The organism is Pseudomonas sp. 18175 (assembly GCF_050432925.1).
Lineage (GTDB): Bacteria > Pseudomonadota > Gammaproteobacteria > Pseudomonadales > Pseudomonadaceae > Aquipseudomonas.
This window is the reverse complement of the sequence record NZ_JBKFTO010000025.1, coordinates 69,452-93,023: the sequence shown is the minus strand read 5'-3', so window position 1 is coordinate 93,023 and position 23,572 is coordinate 69,452. Positions and strand designations below refer to the sequence as shown.

General features: G+C 59.3%; 18 protein-coding genes and 1 riboswitch. Of the genes, 14 read left to right on the top strand and 4 right to left on the bottom strand.

The window, feature by feature from the left end; genetic code table 11:
• The first annotated feature begins 35 nt into the window (after positions 1 to 35).
• Both ACLD1Y_RS26295 and ACLD1Y_RS26290 read left to right on the top strand, forming a co-directional pair.
• Positions 36 to 656, top strand: coding sequence for an SOS response-associated peptidase (locus ACLD1Y_RS26295; protein WP_429480652.1), 621 nt, complete (start codon positions 36 to 38; stop codon positions 654 to 656).
• Positions 657 to 764: 108 nt separating this feature from the next.
• Positions 765 to 1,583 carry a M48 family metallopeptidase gene (locus ACLD1Y_RS26290; protein ID WP_135287451.1) on the top strand — a complete coding sequence of 273 codons (819 nt, stop codon included), beginning with the start codon at positions 765 to 767 and terminating at the stop codon, positions 1,581 to 1,583.
• A 312-nt stretch (positions 1,584 to 1,895) separates the two neighbouring features.
• Here the strand turns inward: ACLD1Y_RS26290 and ACLD1Y_RS26285 are convergent, their stop codons facing one another.
• From ACLD1Y_RS26285 to ACLD1Y_RS26275, 3 genes are all read right to left on the bottom strand, one after another.
• The gene (locus ACLD1Y_RS26285; RefSeq protein WP_016974259.1) at positions 1,896 to 2,480 is read right to left on the bottom strand and encodes a TMEM165/GDT1 family protein; all 585 of its coding nucleotides are present in this window, start codon (positions 2,478 to 2,480) and stop codon (positions 1,896 to 1,898) included.
• Positions 2,481 to 2,568: 88 nt separating this feature from the next.
• Positions 2,569 to 2,690, bottom strand: a riboswitch (yybP-ykoY riboswitch).
• A gap of 50 nt (positions 2,691 to 2,740) precedes the next feature.
• Positions 2,741 to 3,739, bottom strand: coding sequence for a methyltransferase (locus tag ACLD1Y_RS26280; protein ID WP_429480651.1), 999 nt, complete (start codon positions 3,737 to 3,739; stop codon positions 2,741 to 2,743).
• Between the two features lie 30 nt (positions 3,740 to 3,769).
• Positions 3,770 to 4,735 carry a 2-hydroxyacid dehydrogenase gene (locus tag ACLD1Y_RS26275; protein WP_429480650.1) on the bottom strand — a complete coding sequence of 322 codons (966 nt, stop codon included), beginning with the start codon at positions 4,733 to 4,735 and terminating at the stop codon, positions 3,770 to 3,772.
• 85 nt (positions 4,736 to 4,820) lie between these two features.
• On the opposite strand from ACLD1Y_RS26275, the gene ACLD1Y_RS26270 reads away from it, so the two are divergent.
• The 9 genes from ACLD1Y_RS26270 to ACLD1Y_RS26230 all read left to right on the top strand — a co-directional run bounded on the left by ACLD1Y_RS26270 (position 4,821) and on the right by ACLD1Y_RS26230 (position 17,658).
• On the top strand, positions 4,821 to 5,453 hold the full coding sequence (locus ACLD1Y_RS26270; protein ID WP_429480649.1) for a LysE family translocator: 633 nt from the start codon (positions 4,821 to 4,823) through the stop codon (positions 5,451 to 5,453).
• A gap of 132 nt (positions 5,454 to 5,585) precedes the next feature.
• Positions 5,586 to 7,268 carry a fatty acid--CoA ligase gene (locus ACLD1Y_RS26265; RefSeq protein ID WP_429480648.1) on the top strand — a complete coding sequence of 561 codons (1,683 nt, stop codon included), beginning with the start codon at positions 5,586 to 5,588 and terminating at the stop codon, positions 7,266 to 7,268.
• A 333-nt stretch (positions 7,269 to 7,601) separates the two neighbouring features.
• The gene (locus ACLD1Y_RS26260; RefSeq protein WP_429480647.1) at positions 7,602 to 9,464 is read left to right on the top strand and encodes a DUF1302 domain-containing protein; all 1,863 of its coding nucleotides are present in this window, start codon (positions 7,602 to 7,604) and stop codon (positions 9,462 to 9,464) included.
• Between the two features lie 43 nt (positions 9,465 to 9,507).
• Entirely contained in the window at positions 9,508 to 10,875 is a 1,368-nt protein-coding gene (locus tag ACLD1Y_RS26255; RefSeq protein WP_429480646.1) for a DUF1329 domain-containing protein, read from the top strand.
• Positions 10,876 to 11,063: 188 nt separating this feature from the next.
• Positions 11,064 to 13,793 (top strand): LuxR C-terminal-related transcriptional regulator, encoded by a 2,730-nt coding sequence (locus ACLD1Y_RS26250; RefSeq protein WP_429480645.1) that lies wholly within the window; start codon positions 11,064 to 11,066, stop codon positions 13,791 to 13,793.
• A 114-nt stretch (positions 13,794 to 13,907) separates the two neighbouring features.
• Entirely contained in the window at positions 13,908 to 15,344 is a 1,437-nt protein-coding gene (locus ACLD1Y_RS26245; RefSeq protein ID WP_429480644.1) for an AAA family ATPase, read from the top strand.
• 3 nt (positions 15,345 to 15,347) lie between these two features.
• Entirely contained in the window at positions 15,348 to 15,995 is a 648-nt protein-coding gene (ptuB, locus tag ACLD1Y_RS26240) for a retron Ec78 anti-phage system effector HNH endonuclease PtuB (RefSeq protein WP_429480643.1), read from the top strand.
• A gap of 47 nt (positions 15,996 to 16,042) precedes the next feature.
• A complete protein-coding gene (locus ACLD1Y_RS26235; RefSeq protein WP_429480642.1) occupies positions 16,043 to 16,678 on the top strand; it encodes an MBL fold metallo-hydrolase in 636 nt (211 codons plus the stop codon).
• A 212-nt stretch (positions 16,679 to 16,890) separates the two neighbouring features.
• Entirely contained in the window at positions 16,891 to 17,658 is a 768-nt protein-coding gene (locus ACLD1Y_RS26230) for an OmpA family protein (RefSeq protein ID WP_429480640.1), read from the top strand.
• 52 nt (positions 17,659 to 17,710) lie between these two features.
• Here ACLD1Y_RS26230 and ACLD1Y_RS26225 read toward each other — a convergent pair whose 3' ends face one another.
• Positions 17,711 to 19,351 carry a methyl-accepting chemotaxis protein gene (locus ACLD1Y_RS26225; RefSeq protein ID WP_429480639.1) on the bottom strand — a complete coding sequence of 547 codons (1,641 nt, stop codon included), beginning with the start codon at positions 19,349 to 19,351 and terminating at the stop codon, positions 17,711 to 17,713.
• 613 nt (positions 19,352 to 19,964) lie between these two features.
• Here ACLD1Y_RS26225 and ACLD1Y_RS26220 point away from each other — a divergent pair.
• Genes ACLD1Y_RS26220 through ACLD1Y_RS26210 form a run of 3 tightly spaced genes read left to right on the top strand, consistent with a single transcriptional unit; the run spans position 19,965 to position 23,517 of the window.
• Positions 19,965 to 21,365, top strand: coding sequence for a cytochrome c (locus ACLD1Y_RS26220; RefSeq protein WP_429480638.1), 1,401 nt, complete (start codon positions 19,965 to 19,967; stop codon positions 21,363 to 21,365).
• A 2-nt stretch (positions 21,366 to 21,367) separates the two neighbouring features.
• On the top strand, positions 21,368 to 21,886 hold the full coding sequence (locus ACLD1Y_RS26215) for a sugar dehydrogenase complex small subunit (protein WP_429480637.1): 519 nt from the start codon (positions 21,368 to 21,370) through the stop codon (positions 21,884 to 21,886).
• Positions 21,883 to 23,517 carry a GMC family oxidoreductase gene (locus ACLD1Y_RS26210; RefSeq protein WP_429480636.1) on the top strand — a complete coding sequence of 545 codons (1,635 nt, stop codon included), beginning with the start codon at positions 21,883 to 21,885 and terminating at the stop codon, positions 23,515 to 23,517. The genes ACLD1Y_RS26215 and ACLD1Y_RS26210 overlap by 4 nt, the downstream gene beginning before the upstream one ends.
• Positions 23,518 to 23,572 lie beyond the last annotated feature (55 nt).

Sequence of the window (23,572 nt, the reverse complement as noted above, 5' to 3'; positions counted from 1 at the left end):
TGTCGGTCGGTTTACCCCAAGAGTCGTGTTGCCCCATGTGTGGACGTTATGCCCTGTTTCGCTGGAACCCCACCTTTGCTGCCTTGCCGGGCTTCCCGGCCGACCAGCAGGCCCAGTGGAACATCTCCCCGAATGATTCGGTGCTGATCCAGCGCGCCACCGACGGTCAACGCACCCTGGCCCGCGCCCGCTGGGGCCTGACGCCGCCGTGGCTGACCGACCTGTCCCGCACCCCCGCCCATGCCCGTGCCGAAACCCTGGCCGAGCAGCCGATGTTCCGCGAAGCCTTCCGCCAGCGGCGCTGCCTGCTGCCGGCCAATGGGTTCTATGAGTGGCGCGGCACCCAGCGCAAGCGCCCGTATTGGCTGACGCCGGGGGAGGGCTCCACGCTGTTTTTTGCCGCGATCTGGGAGGCGTACCCGGTGCAGGAGCAAGTGTGGTTGAGTACGGCGGTGGTCACCCAGGCTGCACAGAGCCAGCGCCGGCCTTTGATTTTGGATGCGGCGGGGCAGGAGGCGTGGCTCAATCCCGAGACGCCGCTGCATACCCTGCAAGCCTTGTTGGCCAGTGAGCCATCAGCGTTGCGTGAGCGTGTGCTGGCCAATATGGTCAACGATCCCAAGCTCAATGGGCCGGAATGCTTGACCCCCGGTTAGGGCTGGATGTGGGATGTATCCGAAAGTCTGCGGTTAAACGTCTGGTGTATCTGGCGTTGATACAATTGAGCGCCTACGATACGCGCCATGTTTTCAGGGAGCGTGTATATGAAGAAATCATTGGCGGTAAGTGGATTGGCGGCAGCGTTGCTTCTGGTCGGATGTCAGTCGGTCAACACCACCAGCGGCGGTGCCGTTGGGGTTGAGCGCAAGCAGTACATGTTCAGCATGCTGTCGAGCCAGGAAGTCGACCAGATGTATGCCCAGTCCTATCAACAGACCTTGGGTGAGGCCAGCAGCAAGGGCCAGTTGGACAAGACCAGCGCCAATGCCAAGCGTGTGCAGGCCATTGCCAACCGTTTGATCGCCCAGGCACCGACTTTCCGCCCGGACGCGGCGCAGTGGAAGTGGGAAGTGAACCTGATCAAGAGCGACGAGATGAACGCCAACTGCGGGCCTGGCGGCAAGATCTTTGTGTACAGCGCGCTGATCGACAACCTCAAGCTGACCGATGACGAACTGGCCGCAGTGATGGGCCATGAAATCGCCCACGCCTTGCGTGAGCATGGCCGCGAAGCCATGTCCAAGGCCTACGGTATCGAGATGGCCAAGCAGGGCGCCGGTGCATTGTTCGGCCTGGGCCAGGATAGCCTGGCGCTGGCGGATACGGTGGCCAACTACGGCATGACCTTGCCCAACAGCCGCAGCAACGAAAACGAAGCGGACCTGATCGGCCTGGAACTGTCGGCCCGCGCGGGCTACAACCCGAACGCGGCGATCACGTTGTGGAACAAGATGGCCAAGGCATCGGAAGGTGCACCGCCGGAGTTCATGAGCACTCACCCGGCGTCGGATAGCCGGATTGCGTCGTTGCAGGCGGCGATTCCGAAGGTGATGCCGTTGTATCAGCAGGCTAAGAAATCTTGATCTTCCAGATAGTGTGAAGATCCAAATGTGGGANCGGAGTTCATGAGCACTCACCCGGCGTCGGATAGCCGGATTGCGTCGTTGCAGGCGGCGATTCCGAAGGTGATGCCGTTGTATCAGCAGGCTAAGAAATCTTGATCTTCCAGATAGTGTGAAGATCCAAATGTGGGAGCGGGCTTGCTGTGGCGAGCAAGCTTGCTTGCGCTGGGGTGCGAAGCGCCCCTAAACAGCCGGCGCCAGCTTCGCTGTCGAACGGGAGCAAGCTCCCTCGCCACAGCAAGCCCGCTCCCACATTGGATTGGGTTTACAGATTTAGATCCAGCCGCTGCTCTGCATGGCCTTGTACACCGCCACAACCGCCAGCACGAAAAACGCCGTCGCCGCCAACCGGCGAATCAAGGTCAACGGCAGTTTCTCCGCCGCAAAATTACCCGCCAATACCACCGGCACGTTGGCAATCAGCATGCCCAGCGTGGTGCCGATAATCACCAACCACAGCTCAGGGTATTGCGCCGCCAGCATCACCGTGGCGATCTGGGTCTTGTCACCGATTTCCGCCAGGAAGAACGCGATCAGCGTGGTCAGGAATGGCCCGAACTTGCGCGTAGTGCTGGCTTCGTCGTCGTCGAGTTTGTCCGGTACCAGGGTCCACAGTGCGGTGGCGCAGAAGCTCGCCGCGAGGATCCAGTGCAACACCGCATCTGAGAAGAAGCTGCCAAACCAGGCGCCCACGGCACCGGCTGCCGCATGGTTGGCCAGGGTCGCGGCGACGATGCCGGCGATGATGGGCCAGGGTTTGCGAAAGCGTGCAGCGAGGATGAGCGCGAGCAGTTGCGTCTTGTCGCCGATTTCGGCCAAGGCAACGATTGCGGTAGGTACGAGTAGTGAATCCAGCATCAGGTAAGTTTCCAGGGGCGGGTCGACACGGCTATGACACGTACAGCCTTCCCGCCCCGGGTAAGGTGTGCGTGTCATAGGTCTTGTCAAACCCCGGTCCGTCTGTGCGGACTCCTGGGTCGCATACGCCATGGTCTGTTGACCAAGTATGTTGACGTATGCCGGACGAGCATGGCGCTCGTGGGAGACTACTCCCCTAGGACGGAGCGGATTCTGCCTAGGCAAAATCCATTCGGCAAGCCTTCTTTTTCAAACGCCCGTCAGCCGCGCTTGGCGCGGTAAATGCGAAAACCATTGCCTTCGGCCTTGATCGCGCACACGCCCAGATGCTCTTCGATCAGCGGTTGGTACTTCAGGAAGCTGTTGGCCACAAGCCGAAGTTCGCCGCCTTTTGCCAGGTGTTTTGCCGCTTTTCGCAGCAGGTTCTCGGTGGCGAAATAATCGGTGTGCACGCCCACGTGAAACGGTGGGTTGCTCAAAATCGCGTTCAAACCCATCGGTGCTGCGTCAATGCCATCACCGGTCAGCACCTCGGCTTCCAGGCCGTTGGCAGCCAGGGTCAGGCGGCTGCTGGCGGCGGCGAAGGCGTCCACATCCAGCAGCGTCACGGTGTTGTGCGGGTAGCGACGTTTTACCGCAGCCCCCAGCACGCCCGCACCGCAGCCGAAGTCCAGCAAATGGCCGCTGGGCAGTTTGTCCAAGTGCTCTAGCAGCAGCTCGGTGCCGCGATCCAGGCGGCCATGGCTGAACACGCCTGGCAGGCTCACCACTTTCAGCGGGCCTTCGGCCAACGGCACGTCAAACACTTGCGCCAGGCTTTCCAGTTCCACCGCTTGCGGTGCGTTGGCCACGGTGACTTGCCACAGCTGGCAATGCCGCGCGCTATCCAGCTTGCGCGGTTTGCCGAAGGGGCTCATCTGCTTGGCGGCACTTTCGATGCCGGCTTTTTTCTCCCCCACCAAAAACAGCTCGACACCGGGCAAGCGTGCCGCCACGGCGTTGAGCAGGTAGTCGGTGAGGTCCTTGGACTTGGGCAGGAAAATCACCGCCCCATCGAAGGCCCGTTGCGGCACATTTACACCAAACTGGCTGCGCTCGGGGAAGCGTGCGTCCAGCGCTGCCTGGTCGCCGGCATGCCAGCACCAACCGTGGGCGTTGGGCAGGCGGCCCAACAGGTCGTCGGCAGGCAAACCGACCAGCAGCAGGTTGCCTTGAAAAAGTTCGGCCTGACGAAGCAGTACTTCACTGCGCGGATCCATGGTCTGCTCCTTGAAAAGGGGCGCAGTTTATCAACTGACGACACGCAGCGGGGCGCCGCTGAAAAAGCCCCGGGCGTTTTCCGCCAGTTGGCCGACGATCCGTTGGCGCGCTTCGCGACTGCCCCAGGCATTGTGCGGAGTGACGATCAGCCGGGGGATGTCATCGGCCAGCAGCGGGTTGCCGTTGACCGGTGGCTCCACACTCAACACATCGGTGGCCGCGCCGCCCAAGTGACCGCTGCGCAAGGCATCGGCCAGGGCCTGTTCGTTGATCAAACCACCGCGCGCCGTGTTGACCACAAACGCGCCCGGCTTGAGCAGCGCCAGTTCGCGGGCGCCGATAAAGTCGCGGGTGTGTTCGTTGAGCGGGCAGTGCAGGGTCAGCGCATCGACTTGCGCGAGCAATTCATCCAACGGCACACGGTCTGCGCGGGCAGGGCGGCCGGGGATTGCACCGAGCACCACGCGCATGCCAAAGGCTTCGGCCAGGCGCGCTACGGCGCCGCCCAGTTCACCGTGGCCAAGCAGGCCGAGGGTCTTGCCTTCCAATTCGACAATCGGGTGGTCCAGCAGGCAGAACTGCTTGGCCTGCTGCCACTTGCCTGCGCTCACATCCCGTTGGTAGTCCTTCAAGCGGGTCGCCAGGTTGAGCAGCAGCATGATCGTATGTTGTGCCACCGACGGCGTGCCGTAGCCCTGGCAGTTGCTCACCGTGATGCCGTGGGCGCGGGCGGCTTGCAAGTCGACGTTGTTGGTGCCGGTGGCCGAGACCAGGATCAGCTTGAGTTCCGGGCAGGCTGCCAGGGTTTCGGTGTTGAGCGGGATCTTGTTACTGATGGCCACCTGGGCGCCTTGCAGGCGTTCGATCACGTTCTGTGGCGTGGTATCCGAAAACAACTGCAGGTCGCTGAAGCTGTTGTGCAGTTCGCCGAGGTTCAGGTCCCCCAGGTCCAGGGAAGGGTGATCAAGGAATACGGCGCGGCGATTGTTCGTCATCAACTGTACCTTTTGCGACAGGGTTCGTAGGCGTAATCTGCCGAGCCTATCAGATGAAATAATCAGTTACTCAATTGGAGTGAGCATGTACCTCGCCGAGTTTTTGACCGTAGCCTTGATCCACTTGTTGGCGGTGGCCAGCCCCGGCCCAGACTTTGCCGTGGTGGTGCGCGAAAGTGTTACCCACGGCCGCCGCGCCGGCACCTGGACCGCACTGGGCGTGGGCTCGGCGATTTTCCTGCATGTGGGCTATTCGTTGTTGGGGATTGGCTTGATCGTGTCCCAGTCCATCGTGCTGTTCAATGCACTCAAGTGGGCGGCGGCGGCGTACCTGCTGTACATCGGCTTCAAGGCCCTGCGCGCGCAACCGGCCAAGCCGGCTGCCGAGGGCGAGTTGCACCGTGAAGCGGGCGAGCGCACACCGCGTGGCGCGTTTACCGCAGGGTTCGTGACCAATGGCTTGAACCCCAAGGCCACGTTGTTCTTCCTCTCGTTGTTCACAGTGGTGATCAACCCGCATACGCCGTTGGCGATCCAGGCCGGTTATGGCGTGTACCTCGCGGTGGCGACCGCGCTGTGGTTCTGCCTGGTGGCGATGTTGTTCAGCCAGCAACGGGTGCGCGCCGGGTTTGCGCGGATGGGGCATTGGTTTGATCGGACCATGGGGGCGGTGTTGATTGCGATTGGGGTAAAACTGGCTTTCACCAGCATGAAATAAGCGCGAATACTGGCCCAAAGCTAGCATTCATTGCCCCCTGCAAATCATTCCTTTGGCTGATTTGGCTGAAACATAAGCGCTCTACAGTGCAGATCTTTCAGCCAAGACCATGCAGTCATAAAAGGGATTCCTATGTTGCAGACCCGCGTTATCCCGCCCGCCGAAGGCGCGTACCAATACCCGCTGTTGATCAAACGCCTGTTGATGTCCGGCACTCGCTACGAGAAAACCCGGGAAATCGTCTACCGCGACAAGCTGCGCTACACCTACCCCACCCTGATCGAGCGGGTCGCGCGCCTGGCCAATGTGCTGACCGAAGCCGGCGTGAAGGCCGGTGACACTGTTGCAGTGATGGATTGGGACAGCCATCGTTACCTGGAATGCATGTTTGCCATCCCGATGATCGGCGCGGTGATCCACACCATCAACGTGCGTCTGTCGCCGGAACAGATCCTCTACACCATGAACCACGCCGAAGACCGCTTTGTGCTGGTCAACAGCGAGTTCGTCGGGCTGTACCAGGCGATTGCCGGGCAGCTCACCACCGTCGATAAAACCCTGCTGCTCACCGATGGCGAATCCAAGACCGCTGAGTTGCCCAACCTGGTCGGCGAGTATGAAACCCTGCTGGCCGCGGCCAGCCCCCAGTACGACTTCCAGGACTTCGACGAGCATTCCGTCGCCACCACCTTCTACACCACCGGCACCACCGGTAACCCCAAGGGCGTGTACTTCACTCATCGCCAATTGGTGCTGCACACCATTGGCGTTGCGACGATCATGGGCAGCGTCGACAGCGTGCGCCTGCTGGGCACCAACGACGTTTACATGCCGATCACGCCGATGTTCCACGTCCATGCTTGGGGCCTGCCCTATGTGGCGACCATGCTGGGCCTGAAACAGGTCTATCCCGGCCGCTACGACCCCGAATTCCTGGTGGAGTTGTGGCGCAAGGAAAAGGTCACGTTCTCCCATTGCGTACCGACCATCCTCCAAATGCTGCTCAACGCCAAGGCCGCCCAAGGCGTGGATTTTGGCGGGTGGAAAATCGTCATTGGCGGCAGCGCGCTCAATCGCACGCTGTACGAAGCGTCCAAGGCCCGTGGGATTCAACTGACGGCTGCGTACGGCATGTCCGAGACCGGGCCGCTGGTGTCTTGCGCCCACCTCAACGAAGAGCTGATGGCTGGCACCGAGGATGAGCGCACCACCTACCGCATCAAGGCCGGCGTGCCGGGGCCGCTGGTGGACGCGGCAATTGTCGATGGCGACGGTAACTTCCTGCCTGCCGACGGCGAGTCTCAGGGTGAGCTGGTGTTGCGTGCGCCGTGGCTGACCGAGGGCTATTACAACGAGCCGCAAAAGGGCGCCGAACTCTGGGCTGGCGGCTGGTTGCACACTGGCGATGTGGCCACCCTGGATGCCTTTGGCGTGATCGACATTCGCGACCGCATCAAGGACGTGATCAAGACCGGCGGCGAATGGATCTCCTCCCTGGCGCTCGAAGACCTGGTCAGCCGTCACCCGGCGGTACGCGAAGTAGCGGTGGTGGGCATCGCCGATCCGCAGTGGGGCGAGCGCCCGTTTGCGCTGTTGGTGGTGCGTGATGGCCATGTGATTGGGGCCCGTGAGCTCAAGGAGCACCTCAAGCCATTCGTGGAACTGGGCCATTTGAGCAAGTGGGCGATTCCAAGCCAGATCGCCGTTGTTACGGAAATTCCCAAGACCAGCGTCGGCAAGCTCGACAAAAAACGTATCCGCATTGACATCATCGAATGGCAGGCCAACAACAGCACGTTCCTGTCCACCCTCTGAACCCCTTCGCCGCGCCCGTCCGGGCGCGGCAATGCTCTATCTTGCGCCTTTACTTGTGATTTGCCGATTTTCAGCCATCCTTGCCGCGCCGACCTTCGTCGGTGTGGCGAAAGGGTTGAGGCAGACGGGTCGGTGATGCAAATCACACTTTAGAGGGATCAAGCACTACCCCCTGCTGGCTATAGTCCCTTCCAGAGTTTTTCAAGGATGTTCCGCTTCGGGCCATGGGGGCTCGGCTGCCGAGCGGCATTGGAATCGTTGTATTCCGGCCGTTACATGCATCCACAAGAAAGAACTCTCTGCCATAACAATAATGCACATGGAGTAGCGTCGATGACCTCAGTAAACCAGTTCTGGCGCCGGGCAAGATTGCCCCTGGCCGTCAGCCTCGCCTCTACGCTCGCCGGGCCCGCATTCGGCGTCAGTTTCAATATCGGTGAAATCGAAGGGAGTTTTGACTCGTCTCTTTCCGTGGGGGCAAGTTGGAGTACGTCCAAGGCCAACCGTGACCTGATCGGCGTCAATAACGGGGGTAAGGGCTTGTCCCAGACCTCCGACGACGGCCACTTGAACTTCAAGCGCGGGGAGACCTTCTCCAAAATCTTCAAGGGCATTCATGACCTGGAACTGAAGTACGGCGATACCGGTGTGTTTGTGCGGGGCAAGTACTGGTATGACTTCGAGCTCAAGGATGAAAACCGCGAGTTCAAGGACATCAGCGACAAAGGCCGCCCGATGGGCGCGCGTTCCTCGGGTGGGGAAATTCTCGACGCCTTTATCTACCACAACTACTCGATTGCCGATGAGCCCGGTTCGGTGCGTTTCGGCAAGCAGGTCGTGAGTTGGGGCGAAAGCACCTTTATTGGTGGCGGTATCAACTCCGTCAACCCAATCGACGTGGCGGCGTTCCGTCGTCCAGGTGCCGAAATCAAGGAAGGCCTGATTCCGGTCAATATGTTCTATGTGTCGCAGACCTTGACCGACAACTTGTCGGCGGAAGCCTTCTACCAGTTGGACTGGGAAAAAACTGTGACCGACAACTGCGGGACGTTTTTCTCGCAGGCTGACGTGATTACTGGTGGCTGCGATGACAACCTGCGCTTGCTCAGCAAACGTTCGACGCTCGCAGCGGCAGGTGCATTACCGTTCCTGGCGCCCTACGGCCTCAACATCAACGAAGAGGGTGTCCTGGTTAAGCGCGATGGCAACCGCGACGCCCGTGATGGCGGCCAATTCGGTGTGGCCATGCACTACAACTTCGAGCCGCTGGACACCGAGTTCGGCGCCTACTTCATGAACTACCACAGCCGGGCGCCGATCTTCAGTGCCAAGGGCGCTTCGGCTGCTACTTACGCGGCGGCCGGGGCATTCCCGATCGGGACGTTGCGCCCGCTCATCGTCGCCGGTAACTCCAGCTATTTCATCGAGTACCCAGAAGATATCCGTCTCTATGGCTTGAGTTTCTCTACGACGTTGCCAACGGGTACAGCCTGGAGCGGCGAAATCAGCTACCGGCCAAACGCGCCAGTGCAACTCAACACCACCGACATCCTCTACGCGGGTGTCACACCTTTGGTTGGCTATGAAAATGCTTCGCCGCTCAAAGGGGTGGCCGGGCAGGATCTGCATGGTTACAACCGCAAGGAAGTTACCCAGATCCAGACCACGTTCACCCACTTCTTTGATCAGGTGATGGGGGCAAGTCGTCTGACATTGGTCGGCGAGATCGGTTTGACGCATGTCGGTGGCTTGGAAAGCAGCGACAAGGCCCGTTACGGGCGTGACCCTGTGTTCGGTCCTGGCCGCGGCGCAATGTGTACCGCACTTAACACCGGTACGTTCAACGGTGCCGGCGCAGGCGTTGACCGCAGCAACCTCACCACCAACTGCAACAACGATGGCTTCACTACAGCCAACTCCTGGGGCTACCGTGGCCGAGCTATCTGGGAGTACCCGGATGTGTTTGCCGGTGTGAACCTCAAGCCTAACGTGGCCTGGTCCCATGACGTCAGCGGCTACTCGCCTGGCCCTGGCGGCAACTTTGAAGAAGGTCGTAAGGCCGTCAGCCTTGGGCTCGATGCCGAGTACCAGAACACCTACACCGCAAGCCTGGCCTACACCAACTTCTTCGGCGGCAAGTATTCCACTGTGGATGACCGAGACTTTGTAGCCCTGAGCTTCGGCGCGAACTTCTAAGCAAATTCTTTTCAGATGCCTGCATTTCAGGAAGAACCAGAACATGAAAATAAGTAAAAGAAGTCTGTTGCACGTAGGTGTGCTTGGGCTGTCGATCCTGGCCAGCAACGTCATGGCGGCAGTGTCGGCCAATGAGGCGGCCCAGTTGGGCACCACCCTGACCCCGATGGGCGCCGAAATGGCCGGTAACGCGGCTGGCACCATTCCGAAATGGTCGCCACTGCCCACCAATGCCGGCGCCGTCGATGCCCGTGGCTTCCTGGCCAACCCTTACGCCAGTGAACAACCGCAGTTCACCATCACCGCTGCCAACGTCGAGCAGTACAAGGACAAGCTGGCGCCGGGGCAGTACGCGATGTTCAAGCGCTACCCGGACTCCTTCAAGATGCCGGTCTACCCGACCCATCGCGGCGCCACGGTGCCGGCGGATGTGTTCGCGGCCATCAAGAAGAACGCCACCACCACCAACCTGGTGTCCGGTGGCAACGGCCTGGAAAACTTCGAAACCGCTGTGCCGTTCCCGATTCCAAAAAGCGGTGTGGAAGTGATCTGGAACCACATCACCCGTTATCGCGGCGGCAGCGTGACCCGCCTGGTCACCCAGGCCACCCCGCAAACCAACGGCTCGTTCAGCCTGGTGTATTTCAAAGACCAGTTTGTGTTCCGCGACAAGATGAAGGACTTCGACCCGAAAAACCCGGGCAACGTGTTGTTCTACTTCAAGCAGCAAGTGACCGCGCCAGCCCGTCTGGCCGGTGGTGTGCTGCTGGTGCACGAAACCCTGGACCAAGTGAAGGAGCCGCGTTCGGCGTGGGTCTATAACGCTGGCCAGCGCCGCGTGCGCCGGGCGCCGCAAGTGTCCTATGACGGCCCGGGTACAGCCGCCGATGGCCTGCGTACCTCCGACAACCTCGACATGTACAACGGTGCGCCGGATCGCTATGACTGGAAGCTCGAAGGCAAGAAAGAAATCTACATCGCCTCCAACAGCTACAAGGTCGATGATCCGAAGCTCAAGTACGCCGACATCATCAAGGCCGGCCACATCAACCAAGACCTGGCGCGTTACGAGCTGCGCCGCGTCTGGCACGTGGTCGCGACCTTGAAGGAAGGCCAGCGCCACATCTACGCCAAGCGTGACTTCTTCATCGACGAAGACACCTGGCAAGCGGCGGTGATCGACCACTACGACGGTCGTGGCCAACTGTGGCGCGTCGCCGAAGCCCATGCCGAGAACTACTACGACAAGCAAGTGCCGTGGTACGCCCTCGAAACCCTCTACGACCTGCAGTCCGGCCGCTACCTCGCCCTGGGCATGAAGAACGAAGAGAAACAGGCCTATGACTTCGGCTTCACCGCTACCACCAGCGACTTCACCCCGGCAGCGTTGCGCCAGGATGGTGTTCGCTAACGGCTGCTGACCGAGGCCGCATCCTCGTAAGCGAAGCCCCGACTGGTTCGGGGCTTTTTTATTTGAAGATATTTTTTGTCTCAGTTCTTTTTCAGTCATTTGTTGCAAAGATCTACAATCCCGCCGCTTTTACCGCTAGTCTGCGGACATCTGCAATGCCGACAACAGCCTTCTACAAGAGCCCGGCGATGACTGATCTGTCCCGAATCCAAGGGCCTGCCAGTGCGGTAATCCCGACCCTGGAAGGTCGCTTCTACAGGCCACCCCTGCCTGACGGCTACGTGCTGCGACCGCGGCTGTGCGAACGGCTGAGTGCCGGTCTGGAAGGGCGGTTGCTGCTGGTCAGCGCACCGGCAGGGTTCGGCAAGAGTTCGTTGGCGGTGGAGTTCTGCCAAGGCCTGTCGGCCCATTGGCACAGCCTATGGCTGGGCCTGGGTTCGCGGGACAACGACCCCGGCCGCTTCCTTGAACGCCTGCTCGACGGCTTGCAGCAATTCTTCCCGCAACTCGGCGCCCAATCCCTGGGCCTGCTGAAAATGCGCCAGCGTCACCAACCCTTTGCCTTTGAAGAATGGCTCGATGGGCTGCTTGATGAACTGACCGTGCACCTGTCCCCTCGCGCGCCACTGTTGTTGGTGCTGGATGACTACCATCTGGCCCAAGGCCCGGTGCTGGACCGTTGCCTGCAGTTCTTTCTCAATCATTTGCCCGATGGTTTGGTGTTGTTGGTGACCAGCCGCCAGCGCCCGGACTGGCACTTGGCACGGCTGCGTCTGTCGCGGCACCTGCTGGAACTGCATGAGCAAGACCTGCGCCTGACCCATGAAGAATCCCTGGCCGTGTTGGATCGCCATAGCAGTTCGTTGCAGGGCGAGGCCCTCGACAACCTGATCCGCCGCAGCGAGGGCTGGGTAGCCGGCCTGCGCTTCTGGTTGTTGGCTGCTTCCGAAGCGGGCGACGAAGAGGCCTTGCCGCAAAGCCTGCACGGCGGCGAAGGGCTCATCCGCGATTACCTGCTTGAAGAGGTGATCGATTGCCTGCCCATGGAAGTACAGGCGTTCCTGTTCGACACCGCACCTCTGGAGCGTTTTTGCAGCGAGTTGTGTGATGGCGTGCGTGAAGCCCACGACAGCGCTGAAATCCTGCGTTACCTGCAAGCCCATCAAGTGTTCCTGGTGCCCTTGGACGAACAAGGCCACTGGTATCGCTACCACCATTTGTTTTCTGATTTGCTGCGCACCCGGCGTGCCAGCAGCAACGTATTGCCGGCCGCCAGCCTGCACCTGCGGGCGTGCCGCTGGTTCAATGCCCAGGGTTTGATTGATGAGGCGGTGGAGCAGGCGCTACGTGCCGGTCACTTGGATGTGGCGGCTAACCTGGTGCAAAACCTCTCCGAAGAGCAACTGCTGGCCGAGCAGAATGTGGGCATGCTGCTGCGCTGGAAGATGGACTTGCCCGACAGCCTGTTGATCAGCACGCCACGTTTGATCGTGCTGTACAGCTGGGCCTTGGGCCTGGCCTGCCAATTGGATGCGGCGGAGGAGTTATCCGGTTACCTCAGCCGGTTCCTGCCGGCACCCTCGGCCACTGCGCAAAAGTCGATGCTGGCGCAGTGGTTGGCGTTGAGTGGGATCATCGCCAGGGGCCGTGGCAATCGCGAATTGACCCAGCGCTATTGCAGCGAAGCCTTGGAAAGCCTGCCGCAACGGCGCTATGGCCAGCGCTTGATGTGCCTGTCGACACTGTCCAACCTGGCGATTGTCGACGGCGATTTATGGCGTGCCCGGGGCCTGAACCGCGAATCCCTGGAGCTGGCGCAGCGTGTCGGCAACCCATTGTTCGAGGCGCTTGCCCATTACGACCGCGCGCGAGTACTGCAAGCACGTGGTGAAATCCTGCGTTCCCTTGACGAAGTGCGCCAGGGCCTGCAACGCCTACATGGCCTGGCGCCGCAGCGGTTGTACGCGGTGCGCGCTCGGTTGTCGCTCTATGAGGGCTTTCTGCTGTTGGTGCGCTGCCAGCCCGAAGCCGGTATCGCCCGATTGCGCGCCGGCCTCACCGAGGCTCGGGCCTGCCGCGATATCAGCGTGCTGATCGGGCATTGCGTGATTGCCAACTTCGAAGGTCGGCGCAATGACTTTCCCAAGGCCTTCGCCGAACTGGCCGAGGCCGAGCGCCTGATGCATATCTGGGACGTGCCGCCGATCTACTACCTGGCGATGATCACCCTGATCAAATGCGAGCTGTGGCTGGCCCAGGGCCGAACCGACCTGGCTGATGCTTGGCTTAGCCGACTGGGGCAGACCTACAACGGCGAACATGCCGCTGCCGCGCCGGAATTTCATCCGCACTTGTCGCAACATATCGGCTTGCAACAAGCGGCGCTGGATGCCACGCGGCATCAACCCGACGCGGCGCTGCAACGCCTTGAAACGCTGGCGCAGCAGGCCCAGGACAACGGGCGCCAGATGATCGCCTTGATGGCCCTGACCCAGCAGGTGCAACTGCTGCTGGACAGTAGCCAGGAAGCCAGGGCGTGCCCGGTGTTGGCTCGTGCGCTTGAGGCTGGAGCGGGCGGTGCACTGCAACCTTTCCAGCGCTTGCTGGAAAACCACCCCGACTGGATGCGCGAGCAACTCGGCAAAGACCCCCATGGCCTGCTGAACCAGAGCCTGCTGGCGCTGTTGCCTGCGGTGGTGGTAGCCGAGGCGACATCAACTCATGAGACCCTGAGCGTCCGGGAGTTGGCCGTGCTGCAACTGATTGCCCAAGGCTGTTCCAATCAGGAAATCAGCAACCGGTTGTTTATCTCCCTGCACACCGTGAAAACCCATGCGAGCCATATCAACAGCAAGCTGGGGGTCGAGCGGCGCACACAGGCAGTGGCGCGGGCGCAGGAGATAGGGCTGTTGGGATAGTCGTTGAAACATGCAGGAAGAAACTTGTGTGCTTTCTTGCCTATTGGAATGCCCGTAGAATCTGAATCCTTTTCCATGAGCTTAGCAGCGGCTCCTCAAGCGTAAGGCACATGCATGAAGCTCGAAAAAATGACCTTGCAAAACTTTCGCTGCTTCGATCAGGTAGAGGTCGAATTGCACCCTTATCTCACCGTGCTTGTAGCGGAAAATGGGCAGGGTAAGTCTGCCTTGCTTGATGCCATTCGAATTGCGCTGTGGCCGTATGTAAGCAGTTTTGATTTGGCACGAAATAGTTTTAATGATCCTGGCAACGGTATTGCTATAGACGATGTGCGCCTTCTGAAGTTGACGAGTGGCGATATGGCACGGCAGCTGCCCTCCCGAATTGCTATGACGGGAGATTATGGTTTAGGTGACGGTATGCCATGGGCGCGCTATCGGGACAGTGAAGCCAAAGCAACGAAAACCAAAGACGAAGCTAGCACCGCTGATTTGAAGCGATACACAGCGAATTTGCAGAAGTCCATCCGCCACCCTGATCAGCCTCTAAGCCATCTGCCTGTTTTTGGTTACTACGGAACGGGCCGCTTATGGGCGCAAAAACGCCTGATGGACTCCAAAAAAGGCAGGGACGATACTCAGGACGCTGATTTTTATGTCCGCACGTTTGCTTACGTCAATTGCCTTGATCCCGCGTCGTCATATAAGCATTTCAAAGAGTGGTTTATATGGGCCTTTGAAAGTTATCGAGAGCAACAAATCAAGCAGCTCGAAAACCGAGGAACCCCACAAGATATGGACGTTGCTCGGCTACGAGTCGAGGTCGTTCAGCAGGCCATTGACTGTTTGCTTAAGCCGATCACAGGCTGGTGTTTGCTGGAATATAGCGTCAGTCAGCAAAAGTCGCTGATTCTTCATCATGAGCAGCATGGCGTGCTGGATGTTGACTTATTGAGCGATGGTATTCGTAGCATTTTGGCGATGGTCGGAGATATCGCGTACCGCTGTATAAAATTGAATCCACACTTGGGGATTGACGCTGCTCGAAGCACCGCCGGGGTCGTTTTGATTGATGAAGTGGATATGCATCTTCATCCGAGTTGGCAGCAGAGAGTGCTTGAGCAGTTACGTACAGCATTTCCAAGCATTCAGTTCGTCGTAACGACGCATAGCCCCCAGGTGCTTACAACGGTGGATGCAAAATGCATCAGGGTTTTAGCAACCGAAGTAGATCAGGACACCGGGCTTGCTCGAACGGTTATTCGCCATGTCAGTCAGCAGACACAAGGGGTGGCGAGTTCTGAGGTGATGGCCGACGTTATGGGGACTGATGCTGTACCTGATACGGCGGCTTCGCGAAAATTGAGTGTTTATATTGCACTTATCGAGCAGGGCCTCAACAACACGGACACTGGTATTGCTCTATTGGCGGACCTTGAGCAACATTTCGGAGAAAACCATCCGAGCATGCTCGAATGCCAACGGCTATTGCGTCTTCAAGTGCTAAAAAGCAAGTTACCTATGCATGTCTCATCGCCTCGCCGGGATTAGCCCATGCGCAAGTTGAATAGAAATCAGGCCCCGGTCTGCCTCTCACGTTATAAGCACGGGACCCATAATTGGGCCGATCTTACTTCTCAAGATAGAGCCGATATCTGGACGGCCTTGAAAGAGATGCAGGGTGATAATTGTGCCTACTGTGAGGCAGGCATTGATGAAAAAGACCGTCATATTGAGCATTTTCGGCAAAAGGGACGGGATGCGCGCGTGACTTTTCAATGGGACAACCTTTTCGGTTCTTGTGACCGCTATGAGTCATGCGGCAGACATAAAGACCGCTGTGGTGTCTATGACCCTGCTGTGTTGATAAAGCCAGATACCGATGAGCCTGACGATTACTGGGTATTTGTATCGGATGGGACAATCAGGGCTCGCTCTGGTCTTGATGCTCAACAGTTGGCTCGAGCAGAAGAAAGCTTGCGGATTTTCAACATTGATGCCGAGCGAGGAAAGTTACGCAGTAAGAGGCGAGAGGCTGTCAGGGGCTATTTGGAAACGGCGGAAGTCCTGGCCGAATTGTTTGAAGAGGCAGGGCCGCAGGCCTGGCAGCAACTTGTTGACGAAGAGCTGAGTGCAACACAGGGCCAACCTTTTGCGACGGCTATCAGGCATGTTCTTACTGGCGCATGGCGTCGTGTCTAGATAAAAGCTTGGCGTGATTTGATATTGTTTTGAGTGTTGAAGGGCTTATGACTGCTACGTTGATCCGCGAAACCTTCCCCGTCGGCCCGCTGCAGTGCAACTGCACCATCATCGGCGACCCCATCACCAAAAAAGCCATCGTGGTCGACCCCGGTGGCAACCACGAGCTGATCCTGGCGCGGCTGGATGCCTTGGGCCTCAAGGTGGTGAGCATCATTCACACCCATGCCCATCTCGATCACTTCCTGGCGTCCGGCCAGTTGAAGGAGAAGACTGGCGCCACCCTGCACCTGCACAAGGAAGACCAGTTCCTGTGGGACAACCTGGAGATGCAGTGCCAGATGTTTCGCGTGCCCTATACCCCTGTGCCGTCTCCGGATCGCTGGCTCGAAGATGAAGAGGAGTTGGCCTGCGGTTGCGGCGTGGCGTTGCACACGCCAGGGCATACGCCGGGCTCGATGAGCTTCTGGTTTGCCGATGCCAAGTTGCTGATCGCCGGCGACACCCTGTTTCGACGCGGGGTAGGGCGCACAGATTTGTGGGGCGGCGACCAGGCGACCATCGTGCGTTCAATCAAGCAGCGGCTGTATACGTTGGACGAGGGCGCAACCGTGGTGGCTGGCCACGGGCCGGATACGCGATTGGGGGATGAGATGCGCGAAAACCCGTTTGTACGGGCGTGAATCGCTATAAGGCCTACAAGCATTGCAGCAAAAACTCAGGTTGCGTTCAGCGTGTGTCTGCTACGGTTTCTGTAGCAGGCCAAATGCCGAATGTTTTGTTACAGCTCGGCGCGTGGTCATGGAATTTTTGCCGTTTGTCGCGTTCCAAACTCGGCACGGGTCCATTGCCAATGTCCTTTGCACCATAGAATGCAAAAGTAGGAGCTTCCCTCATGTTCACTTCGCGTCGTCTGCTTGTTGTCGCCACCGTTGTCGCCCTGTTGAGCGGCTGTGCTAACCAAAATCCTTACGACGCCAGCAGCCAGGGGCAGGCCAGCAATGAATCCGGCGGCATGAGCAAGACCGCCAAGTACGGTGGCCTGGGTGCCCTGGCCGGTGCATTGGCGGGTGCGGCCATCGACCATAACAACCGCGGCAAGGGCGCACTGATTGGTGCGGTTGTTGGAGGTGCTGGCGCAGCAGGCTACGGCTACTACGCCGACCAGCAGGAAAAGAAACTGCGCGAAAGCATGGCCAATACCGGTGTTGAAGTGCAGCGCCAAGGCGACCAGATCAAGCTGATTATGCCGGGTAATATCACCTTCGCCACCAACTCGGACGCGATCTCCAGCAGCTTCTATACGCCGCTGAACAACCTGGCCAACTCCCTCAAGCAGTTCAACCAGAACGCTATCGAAATTGTCGGTTACACCGACAGCACCGGCAGCCGTCAGTTGAATATGGATCTGTCACAGCGTCGGGCGCAGAGCGTGGCCAACTATCTGACCTCCCAGGGTGTTAGCTCTGCCAACTTGAGCGTACGTGGTGCCGGCCCGGATAACCCGATTGCCAGCAACGCCGACGTCAATGGCCGTGCCCAGAACCGTCGCGTAGAAGTCAATCTGCGTGCAATCCCAGGCCAACAGTACGGCCAGCCAGGCGCGCAGGCGCCGCAACAGAACAATCAGTTCCAAGGCAACCCGTACTCGCAGTACCAGTAACGCACCTATAAGAAGGGCGCCCACAAGGCGCCCTTTTTTGTGCCTGGATGTTTTACAGGCGGAAACGTCCGACGAGGGTGTTGAACGACAGCGCCAGGTTCGACAGTTCCTGGGTTGAGGCATTGGTCTGGTGCGCGCCGGCTGCGGTTTGTGTGGACAGATCCTGGATGTTCACCAGGTTGCGGTCCACCTCGCGGGCAACGTGGGCTTGTTCTTCGGACGCGGTGGCGATGACCAGGTTGCGTTCGTTGATCTGGGAAATCCCTTCGGCGATCAACTCCAGTGCTTCGCCAGTCGCCTGGGCCAGGGCCTGGGTGTCGTTGACCAGTGCCTGGCTTTTGCCCATGGCGCCCACAGCCTGGTCGGCGCTCGATTGCACGGCGTTGATCATGCCTTCGATCTCCCCGGTCGAGGCCTGTGTGCGGGCGGCGAGGGCACGTACTTCGTCTGCCACTACCGCGAACCCGCGACCCTGCTCGCCAGCCCTGGCGGCCTCGATGGCGGCGTTGAGTGCCAGCAGGTTGGTTTGTTCGGCGATACCGCGAATCACATCCAGCACCTTGCCGATGTCTCGCACTTGGCCGGCGAGGTCCTTGACCATGGTGGTGGACGTATCGATCTCGGTGGTGGCGTGGTTGATCGCCGTAACGGCCTTGCGGGCCTGGTCGCGGCCGTTGCTGGCCTGCTCGCTGGTGGTGTGGGACGCCTCGGAGGTGGACACCGCATTGCGGGCCACTTCCTCAACCGCCGAGGTCATCTCGGTGACAGCGGTTGCGGCTTGTTGGATCTCATCGTTCTGGCGCACCAGACCACGGCTGCCGTTATCGGTGACCGCCGTCAGTTCCTCTGCTGCGGACGCCAGTTGATCGGACGCACTGGCAATTTGATGGATGGTTTGCTTGAGGCTCGATTGCATATCCGCCAGGGCGCTCAGCAGTTGGCCGGTTTCATCGCGGCCGGTGCTGACGATGGCTTGGGTCAGGTCGCCATCGGCAATGCGTCGGGCACTGGTCACGGCGGTGGCAATCGGGCGGCTGATCAGGCGGCTGATAAACAGGCCCAGCAGGATCGCGGCGATGAACGCGAGAACTATGCCCGCGTACAGGGTGTTACGCGCAGACGATTCCTGCACCACGGCATCTGCCGCGCTTTCAGCAACTTGGCGGTCGTTGGAGTCGACAATGATGGTCTGTTCGTCCATCACCACCCGATAGGCTTTTTGCAAATCGCCGAATAGCAGCGTGCGGGCTTTATCCAACTCACCGGCGTTCAGCAGGCCAATGTACTGCTGCACCATGGCCTGGTACGCCGGCCAGTCGCGCTCCATTTTGTCGCCGGCTGCGCGTTCGTCGTCGGCCATGGGGCGCTGGCGATACAGGGCAAAGGCCTTCTCGCTGGCCTGACGGTTGGCGTTCATCGAGGCGATGAATTCGTCTTTCACGCTTTGGGGGGCGTCGCTGGTGTAGGCGGCATACAGGCGATACAGATCGCGGCTCTGCCCCACGGCCTTGACCTTGTTTTGCGCGGTGTTGGCAATGGACACCAGGTTGTTGTCGAACACCGACTTGAGGCTTTCCGACAGCGCCGACACCCCTCGGCTTCCCAGTACGCCCACACCCAGCGTGATAAGCGCACACAGTGAGAAGGATGTGATCAGTTTGGTGGAGAGTTTTGCGTCGTTAAGCCAGCTCATCGGTTCGTCCTGGAAAGATGCTGATTGATTCATCAACGAAGTGAGTACCGGCACCGATACAGGGGCCGGCAGTGGTCGTACTACTATCGACAGATGCGTCCAGGACTTAAGGGTTGCTGAATGTTTCTACAGATTAATTCGCTGCAAAATAGGCTTTTTTATGTGTTTTTGTCGTGTTTTTTACAGGTAAAACGAGATTTTCATAATGCGTAAAATTAGTCGAAAACCTTCTATTTATGTATAAAATTCTTTATTTATCAGATAGATATGATTTTTTTTGGATGTTTTTCGATTTTTTAAAAAATAGCGGATAACAGCACAAACATCCAAGCATGGTGAAATCTCACAGAAAACCGTCCAGTTTTCCTAAAAATCTCATTAACGTTGCCAGGGTTATGACGACAGAGGCTCTGGAAGCACTGATTTAGACGCTTCATTGCGAAACAGAGATTGATGGCAATTCGCCTTTAACTTGTTGCCAAATATTGCTTTGCGTGAAATATTCACACCTTGCTGTTGTATGACAACCGATAACGATATGAGCTATTCGAAGAGCCAATAGAGCTTAAGAATCCGTGAAAGCCATGAGTGCAATTGCGTAGGGTAAAAAGACATGCCGCGTAAAACGGTTAGGGAAAAAGGCATCAGGCATGCCTTGGCGGGCGTTCTGTCGCTTGTCGTTTGGGGGGCCGGCAGTGCGTATGGCCAGGCGTTGGATGCCAGCGCATCACCAGGCAAGCGCCTGGCCGTGGCGGCGGATTGCGTGGCGTGCCACACCGCGCCAGGGGGCAGGCCTTTTGCGGGTGGTTACCCGCTGAGTTCGCCGATGGGGGTGATCTACTCGACCAACATCACCCCGTCCAAATCTGCGGGCATCGGCGGCTACACCGCTGAGCAATTTGCGCGGGCGGTGCGCGATGGCGTGACGCCGGATGGCACACACCTGTACCCGGCCATGCCGTACACCTCGTACGCGAAGATGACCGACGCCGACGTCGCGGACCTCTACCACTACTTCATGCACGAAGTGCAGCCCGTCGACGCCACCACCGCCAAGACCGCGCTGGACTTCCCATTCAATATCCGCGCCTCCATGCTCGGTTGGAACGCCTTGTTCCACAGCCAGAAACGCTTTACCCCAGACTCAGGCAAATCCGCCGAAGTGAACCGTGGCGACTACCTGGTCAACGCGCTGGCCCACTGCGATACCTGCCACACCCCACGCAACGTGCTGATGGCGGCCGATAACAGCAAGCCACTGGCCGGCGGCGCTTTAGGCAGTTGGTATGCGCCCAATATCACCTCCGACAAAACCAGCGGTATCGGCGCGTGGTCCAGTGATGAGTTGGTCGCCTACCTGCGCACCGGCCATGTCGAAGGCAAGGCCCAAGCTGCCGGGCCGATGGCCGAAGCGGTGGAACATAGCCTGCAACACCTGGACGCAGTGGACCTCAAGGCGATTGCCGCCTACCTGCTGCAAACCCAACCAATCAGCACCGGCGAAACCAAGGCCCGCCATGAATTCGGTAAGCCCTCCACCGACGAGTTGACCTTGCGCGGCGGCAAGCCCGAAGACAATCCCGGCTGGCACATCTTCAGCGGCACCTGCGCCAATTGCCATCAGGCCAACGGCCAGGGCACCCGCGAATACCCGTCACTGTTCCACAACACCGCCACCGCCCGCAGCGACAACTTGATCGCAGCCATTGTCTACGGCGTGCACCGCGAAGTGGATGGCGTTGCGATCGACATGCCGGCATTCGGCCCGGACGCACTGTTCACCGACCGTCTCAACGACCAGCAGATTGCAGACGTCAGCAATTACGTGCTGTCGCGTTATGGCAATGACGCGTTGAAAGTGACCGCTGCCGATGTCGCCCAAGTGCGTGAAGGCGGGCCAAAGGCACCGTTGGCGGTGATGGCCAGGTTCACCATCCCGGCCATTGTCGTCGCTTGCATCCTGATCGCCCTGACGGTGATCGTTCTTGTCCGTCGCCGACGTCGGGAGGTTTGACCATGGACTCATCAATCAATGCACTGTCACGCCGCAGTTTGTTGCGCGGTTCGGTCACCCTGGGGCTGACGGCCCTCGTCAGTGGCCTGATGCCTTGGCAATCGGCCATGGCGGCGGCTCAGTCGGACGCGGAGTTTGCGGGCCTGTCTCAGTTCCTGGTTAGTCGTCCGGTCAATGCGGTCCTGGCTGCGCGTTACTACGCCGCCCTGGACAAGCGTGCGCCGAACTTCTCAACCAACGTGATCGCCCTCAAGCAGTTGATCGCCGAGCGCGGCCTGAAACATGTAGACGATTACCTGGTCCTGGCCGACGCCGACCCGTCCCTCAAGGCGACGGCCACCAGCATCATTTCGGCCTGGTACCTGGGCATTGTCGGCGAACCGGCTGACGCAGAGTTGGTTGCCTACAGTGAAGCGCTGATGTACCGGCCCACCCACGGCACCCTCATCATCCCCACCTACGGTGGCGGCCCGGATTCATGGGGCCCCAAACCCAAAGCGCCACAGGACCTCACACTATGAGCAAGGCACAATTGGATGCCGATGTCGTCATCATCGGCTCTGGTGTTATGGGCGGGTTGATCGCGACCGGCCTGGCGAAGGCCGGCAAGTCGGTGATCGTTCTGGAGGCAGGCCCCAGGGTCAATCGCCGTGACGTGGTGGAAACCTTCCGCAATGCGCCGGTCAAGTTATCCCTGGCCAATGCCAAATTGCAGGGTGCGGGTTCTCCCTACCCAAGCCTGCCGCATGCGCCGTCGACCTATGGTGACTACTTGCAGCAGGTCGGTCCGGTCAAATACAACACCTCCTACCTGCGGGTGGTGGGCGGCACCACCTGGCACTTCGGCTCGTCGCTGTGGCGCATGCTGCCCAATGACTTCCGCTTGAAGTCGCTGTATGGCCAGGGCCGGGATTGGCCGATCAGCTATGACGAACTCGAACCGTTCTACGCGCGTGCCGAGACCGAGCTGGGCGTGTCTGGCGTTGATGGCCAGGACGAAAGCGGGCAGGGCGGCGAGGCGTTTCCACCGCGCTCGATCCCATACCCGATGGAAGGACTCAAGCCCAGCTATATGTTTACCCGCCTCTCAGAGATGCTGGGCAAGGGCGGTTACAACCCGATCCTCGAACCCAACGGCCGCGCCACTCGCCCCTACGGCAAGCGTCCGCCGTGCGCCGGCAATAACAACTGCAACCCGGTGTGCCCGATTGCCGCCAAGTACGACGGCTCGATGCATATCGACGAGGCCGAGCGCCATGGCGCCAAGGTGCTGGAAAACTCGGTGGTGTACAAAATCGAGGCAGGGGAGGATGGCAAAATCACCGCTGTCTGGTACATGCGCCCCGACAAGTCCACCCACAAACTGACGGCGCGTTACTTTGTGTTGGCAGCCTATGGCATCGAGTCGCCGAAGTTGTTGTTGATGTCGACCTCCGACAAATACCCCAACGGCATCGCCAACTCATCCGACCAGGTGGGGCGCAACCTGATGGACCACACCGGCATCAGCATGAACGTGATGACCAAGGAAGACATGTGGCCGGGCGAAGGCCCAACCCAATTGTTGGTGTACCTGAACAGCCGCGATGGGGCCTTCCGCAAGGATTACCCAGGCTACAAGATCAAGGTGCGCAACACTGTGCCGACGTCGCAGATCACCTCCAACCTGATCGCCAAGGGGGTGTTGGGCTCCAAGCTCGATGAGCAGATTCGCCTGCAATCGGCGCGCTCGCTCAATTGGGCAGTCGACTTCGAAACCCTGCCGCTGCCGGAAAACCGCGTAACGCCCAGCAAAACCAAATTCGACGCCATCGGCCTGCCGGTGCCGGAGATCTACTACAGCGTCCCGGACTACTGGCATGCGGGCAAAGAGAAGGCTCTGGAAGACTTCAAGCAATTCGCCAAGCTGCTGGACGCCGACATCCTCAGTACCGACGTGGGTTTCCAGAACCGCCAGCACATCATGGGCACTACCATCATGGGCGATGACCCCAAGGACTCGGTGGTGGACCGCGATTGCCGCAGCCATGACCACGCCAACCTGTTTATCGCCGGTACCAGTGTGATGCCGTCGTCGTCCTGCGTGAACCCGACGCTGACGGGGGCGGCGTTGAGTATTCGCATTGCGGATGTGTTGGTGAGCGAAGTCTGATTCTGATCAGCACAATAAAAAAGCCCCCTGACGCCATTGGCGCAGGGGGCTTTTT

What these genes read in the sequence shown, in the direction of transcription:
- ACLD1Y_RS26215 (WP_429480637.1), top strand. Translation starts at nt 21,368, where the DNA reads ATGGACTCATCAATCAATGCACTGTCACGCCGCAGTTTGTTGCGCGGT.
- ACLD1Y_RS26260 (WP_429480647.1), top strand. Translation starts at nt 7,602, where the DNA reads ATGACCTCAGTAAACCAGTTCTGGCGCCGGGCAAGATTGCCCCTGGCC.
- ptuB (WP_429480643.1), top strand. Translation starts at nt 15,348, where the DNA reads ATGCGCAAGTTGAATAGAAATCAGGCCCCGGTCTGCCTCTCACGTTAT.
- ACLD1Y_RS26290 (WP_135287451.1), top strand. Translation starts at nt 765, where the DNA reads ATGAAGAAATCATTGGCGGTAAGTGGATTGGCGGCAGCGTTGCTTCTG.
- ACLD1Y_RS26265 (WP_429480648.1), top strand. Translation starts at nt 5,586, where the DNA reads ATGTTGCAGACCCGCGTTATCCCGCCCGCCGAAGGCGCGTACCAATAC.
- ACLD1Y_RS26275 (WP_429480650.1), bottom strand. Translation starts at nt 4,735, where the DNA reads ATGACGAACAATCGCCGCGCCGTATTCCTTGATCACCCTTCCCTGGAC.
- ACLD1Y_RS26245 (WP_429480644.1), top strand. Translation starts at nt 13,908, where the DNA reads ATGAAGCTCGAAAAAATGACCTTGCAAAACTTTCGCTGCTTCGATCAG.
- ACLD1Y_RS26280 (WP_429480651.1), bottom strand. Translation starts at nt 3,739, where the DNA reads ATGGATCCGCGCAGTGAAGTACTGCTTCGTCAGGCCGAACTTTTTCAA.
- ACLD1Y_RS26225 (WP_429480639.1), bottom strand. Translation starts at nt 19,351, where the DNA reads ATGAGCTGGCTTAACGACGCAAAACTCTCCACCAAACTGATCACATCC.
- ACLD1Y_RS26295 (WP_429480652.1), top strand. Translation starts at nt 36, where the DNA reads ATGTGTGGACGTTATGCCCTGTTTCGCTGGAACCCCACCTTTGCTGCC.
- ACLD1Y_RS26285 (WP_016974259.1), bottom strand. Translation starts at nt 2,480, where the DNA reads ATGCTGGATTCACTACTCGTACCTACCGCAATCGTTGCCTTGGCCGAA.
- ACLD1Y_RS26230 (WP_429480640.1), top strand. Translation starts at nt 16,891, where the DNA reads ATGTTCACTTCGCGTCGTCTGCTTGTTGTCGCCACCGTTGTCGCCCTG.
- ACLD1Y_RS26250 (WP_429480645.1), top strand. Translation starts at nt 11,064, where the DNA reads ATGACTGATCTGTCCCGAATCCAAGGGCCTGCCAGTGCGGTAATCCCG.
- ACLD1Y_RS26255 (WP_429480646.1), top strand. Translation starts at nt 9,508, where the DNA reads ATGAAAATAAGTAAAAGAAGTCTGTTGCACGTAGGTGTGCTTGGGCTG.
- ACLD1Y_RS26210 (WP_429480636.1), top strand. Translation starts at nt 21,883, where the DNA reads ATGAGCAAGGCACAATTGGATGCCGATGTCGTCATCATCGGCTCTGGT.
- ACLD1Y_RS26220 (WP_429480638.1), top strand. Translation starts at nt 19,965, where the DNA reads ATGCCGCGTAAAACGGTTAGGGAAAAAGGCATCAGGCATGCCTTGGCG.
- ACLD1Y_RS26270 (WP_429480649.1), top strand. Translation starts at nt 4,821, where the DNA reads ATGTACCTCGCCGAGTTTTTGACCGTAGCCTTGATCCACTTGTTGGCG.
- ACLD1Y_RS26235 (WP_429480642.1), top strand. Translation starts at nt 16,043, where the DNA reads ATGACTGCTACGTTGATCCGCGAAACCTTCCCCGTCGGCCCGCTGCAG.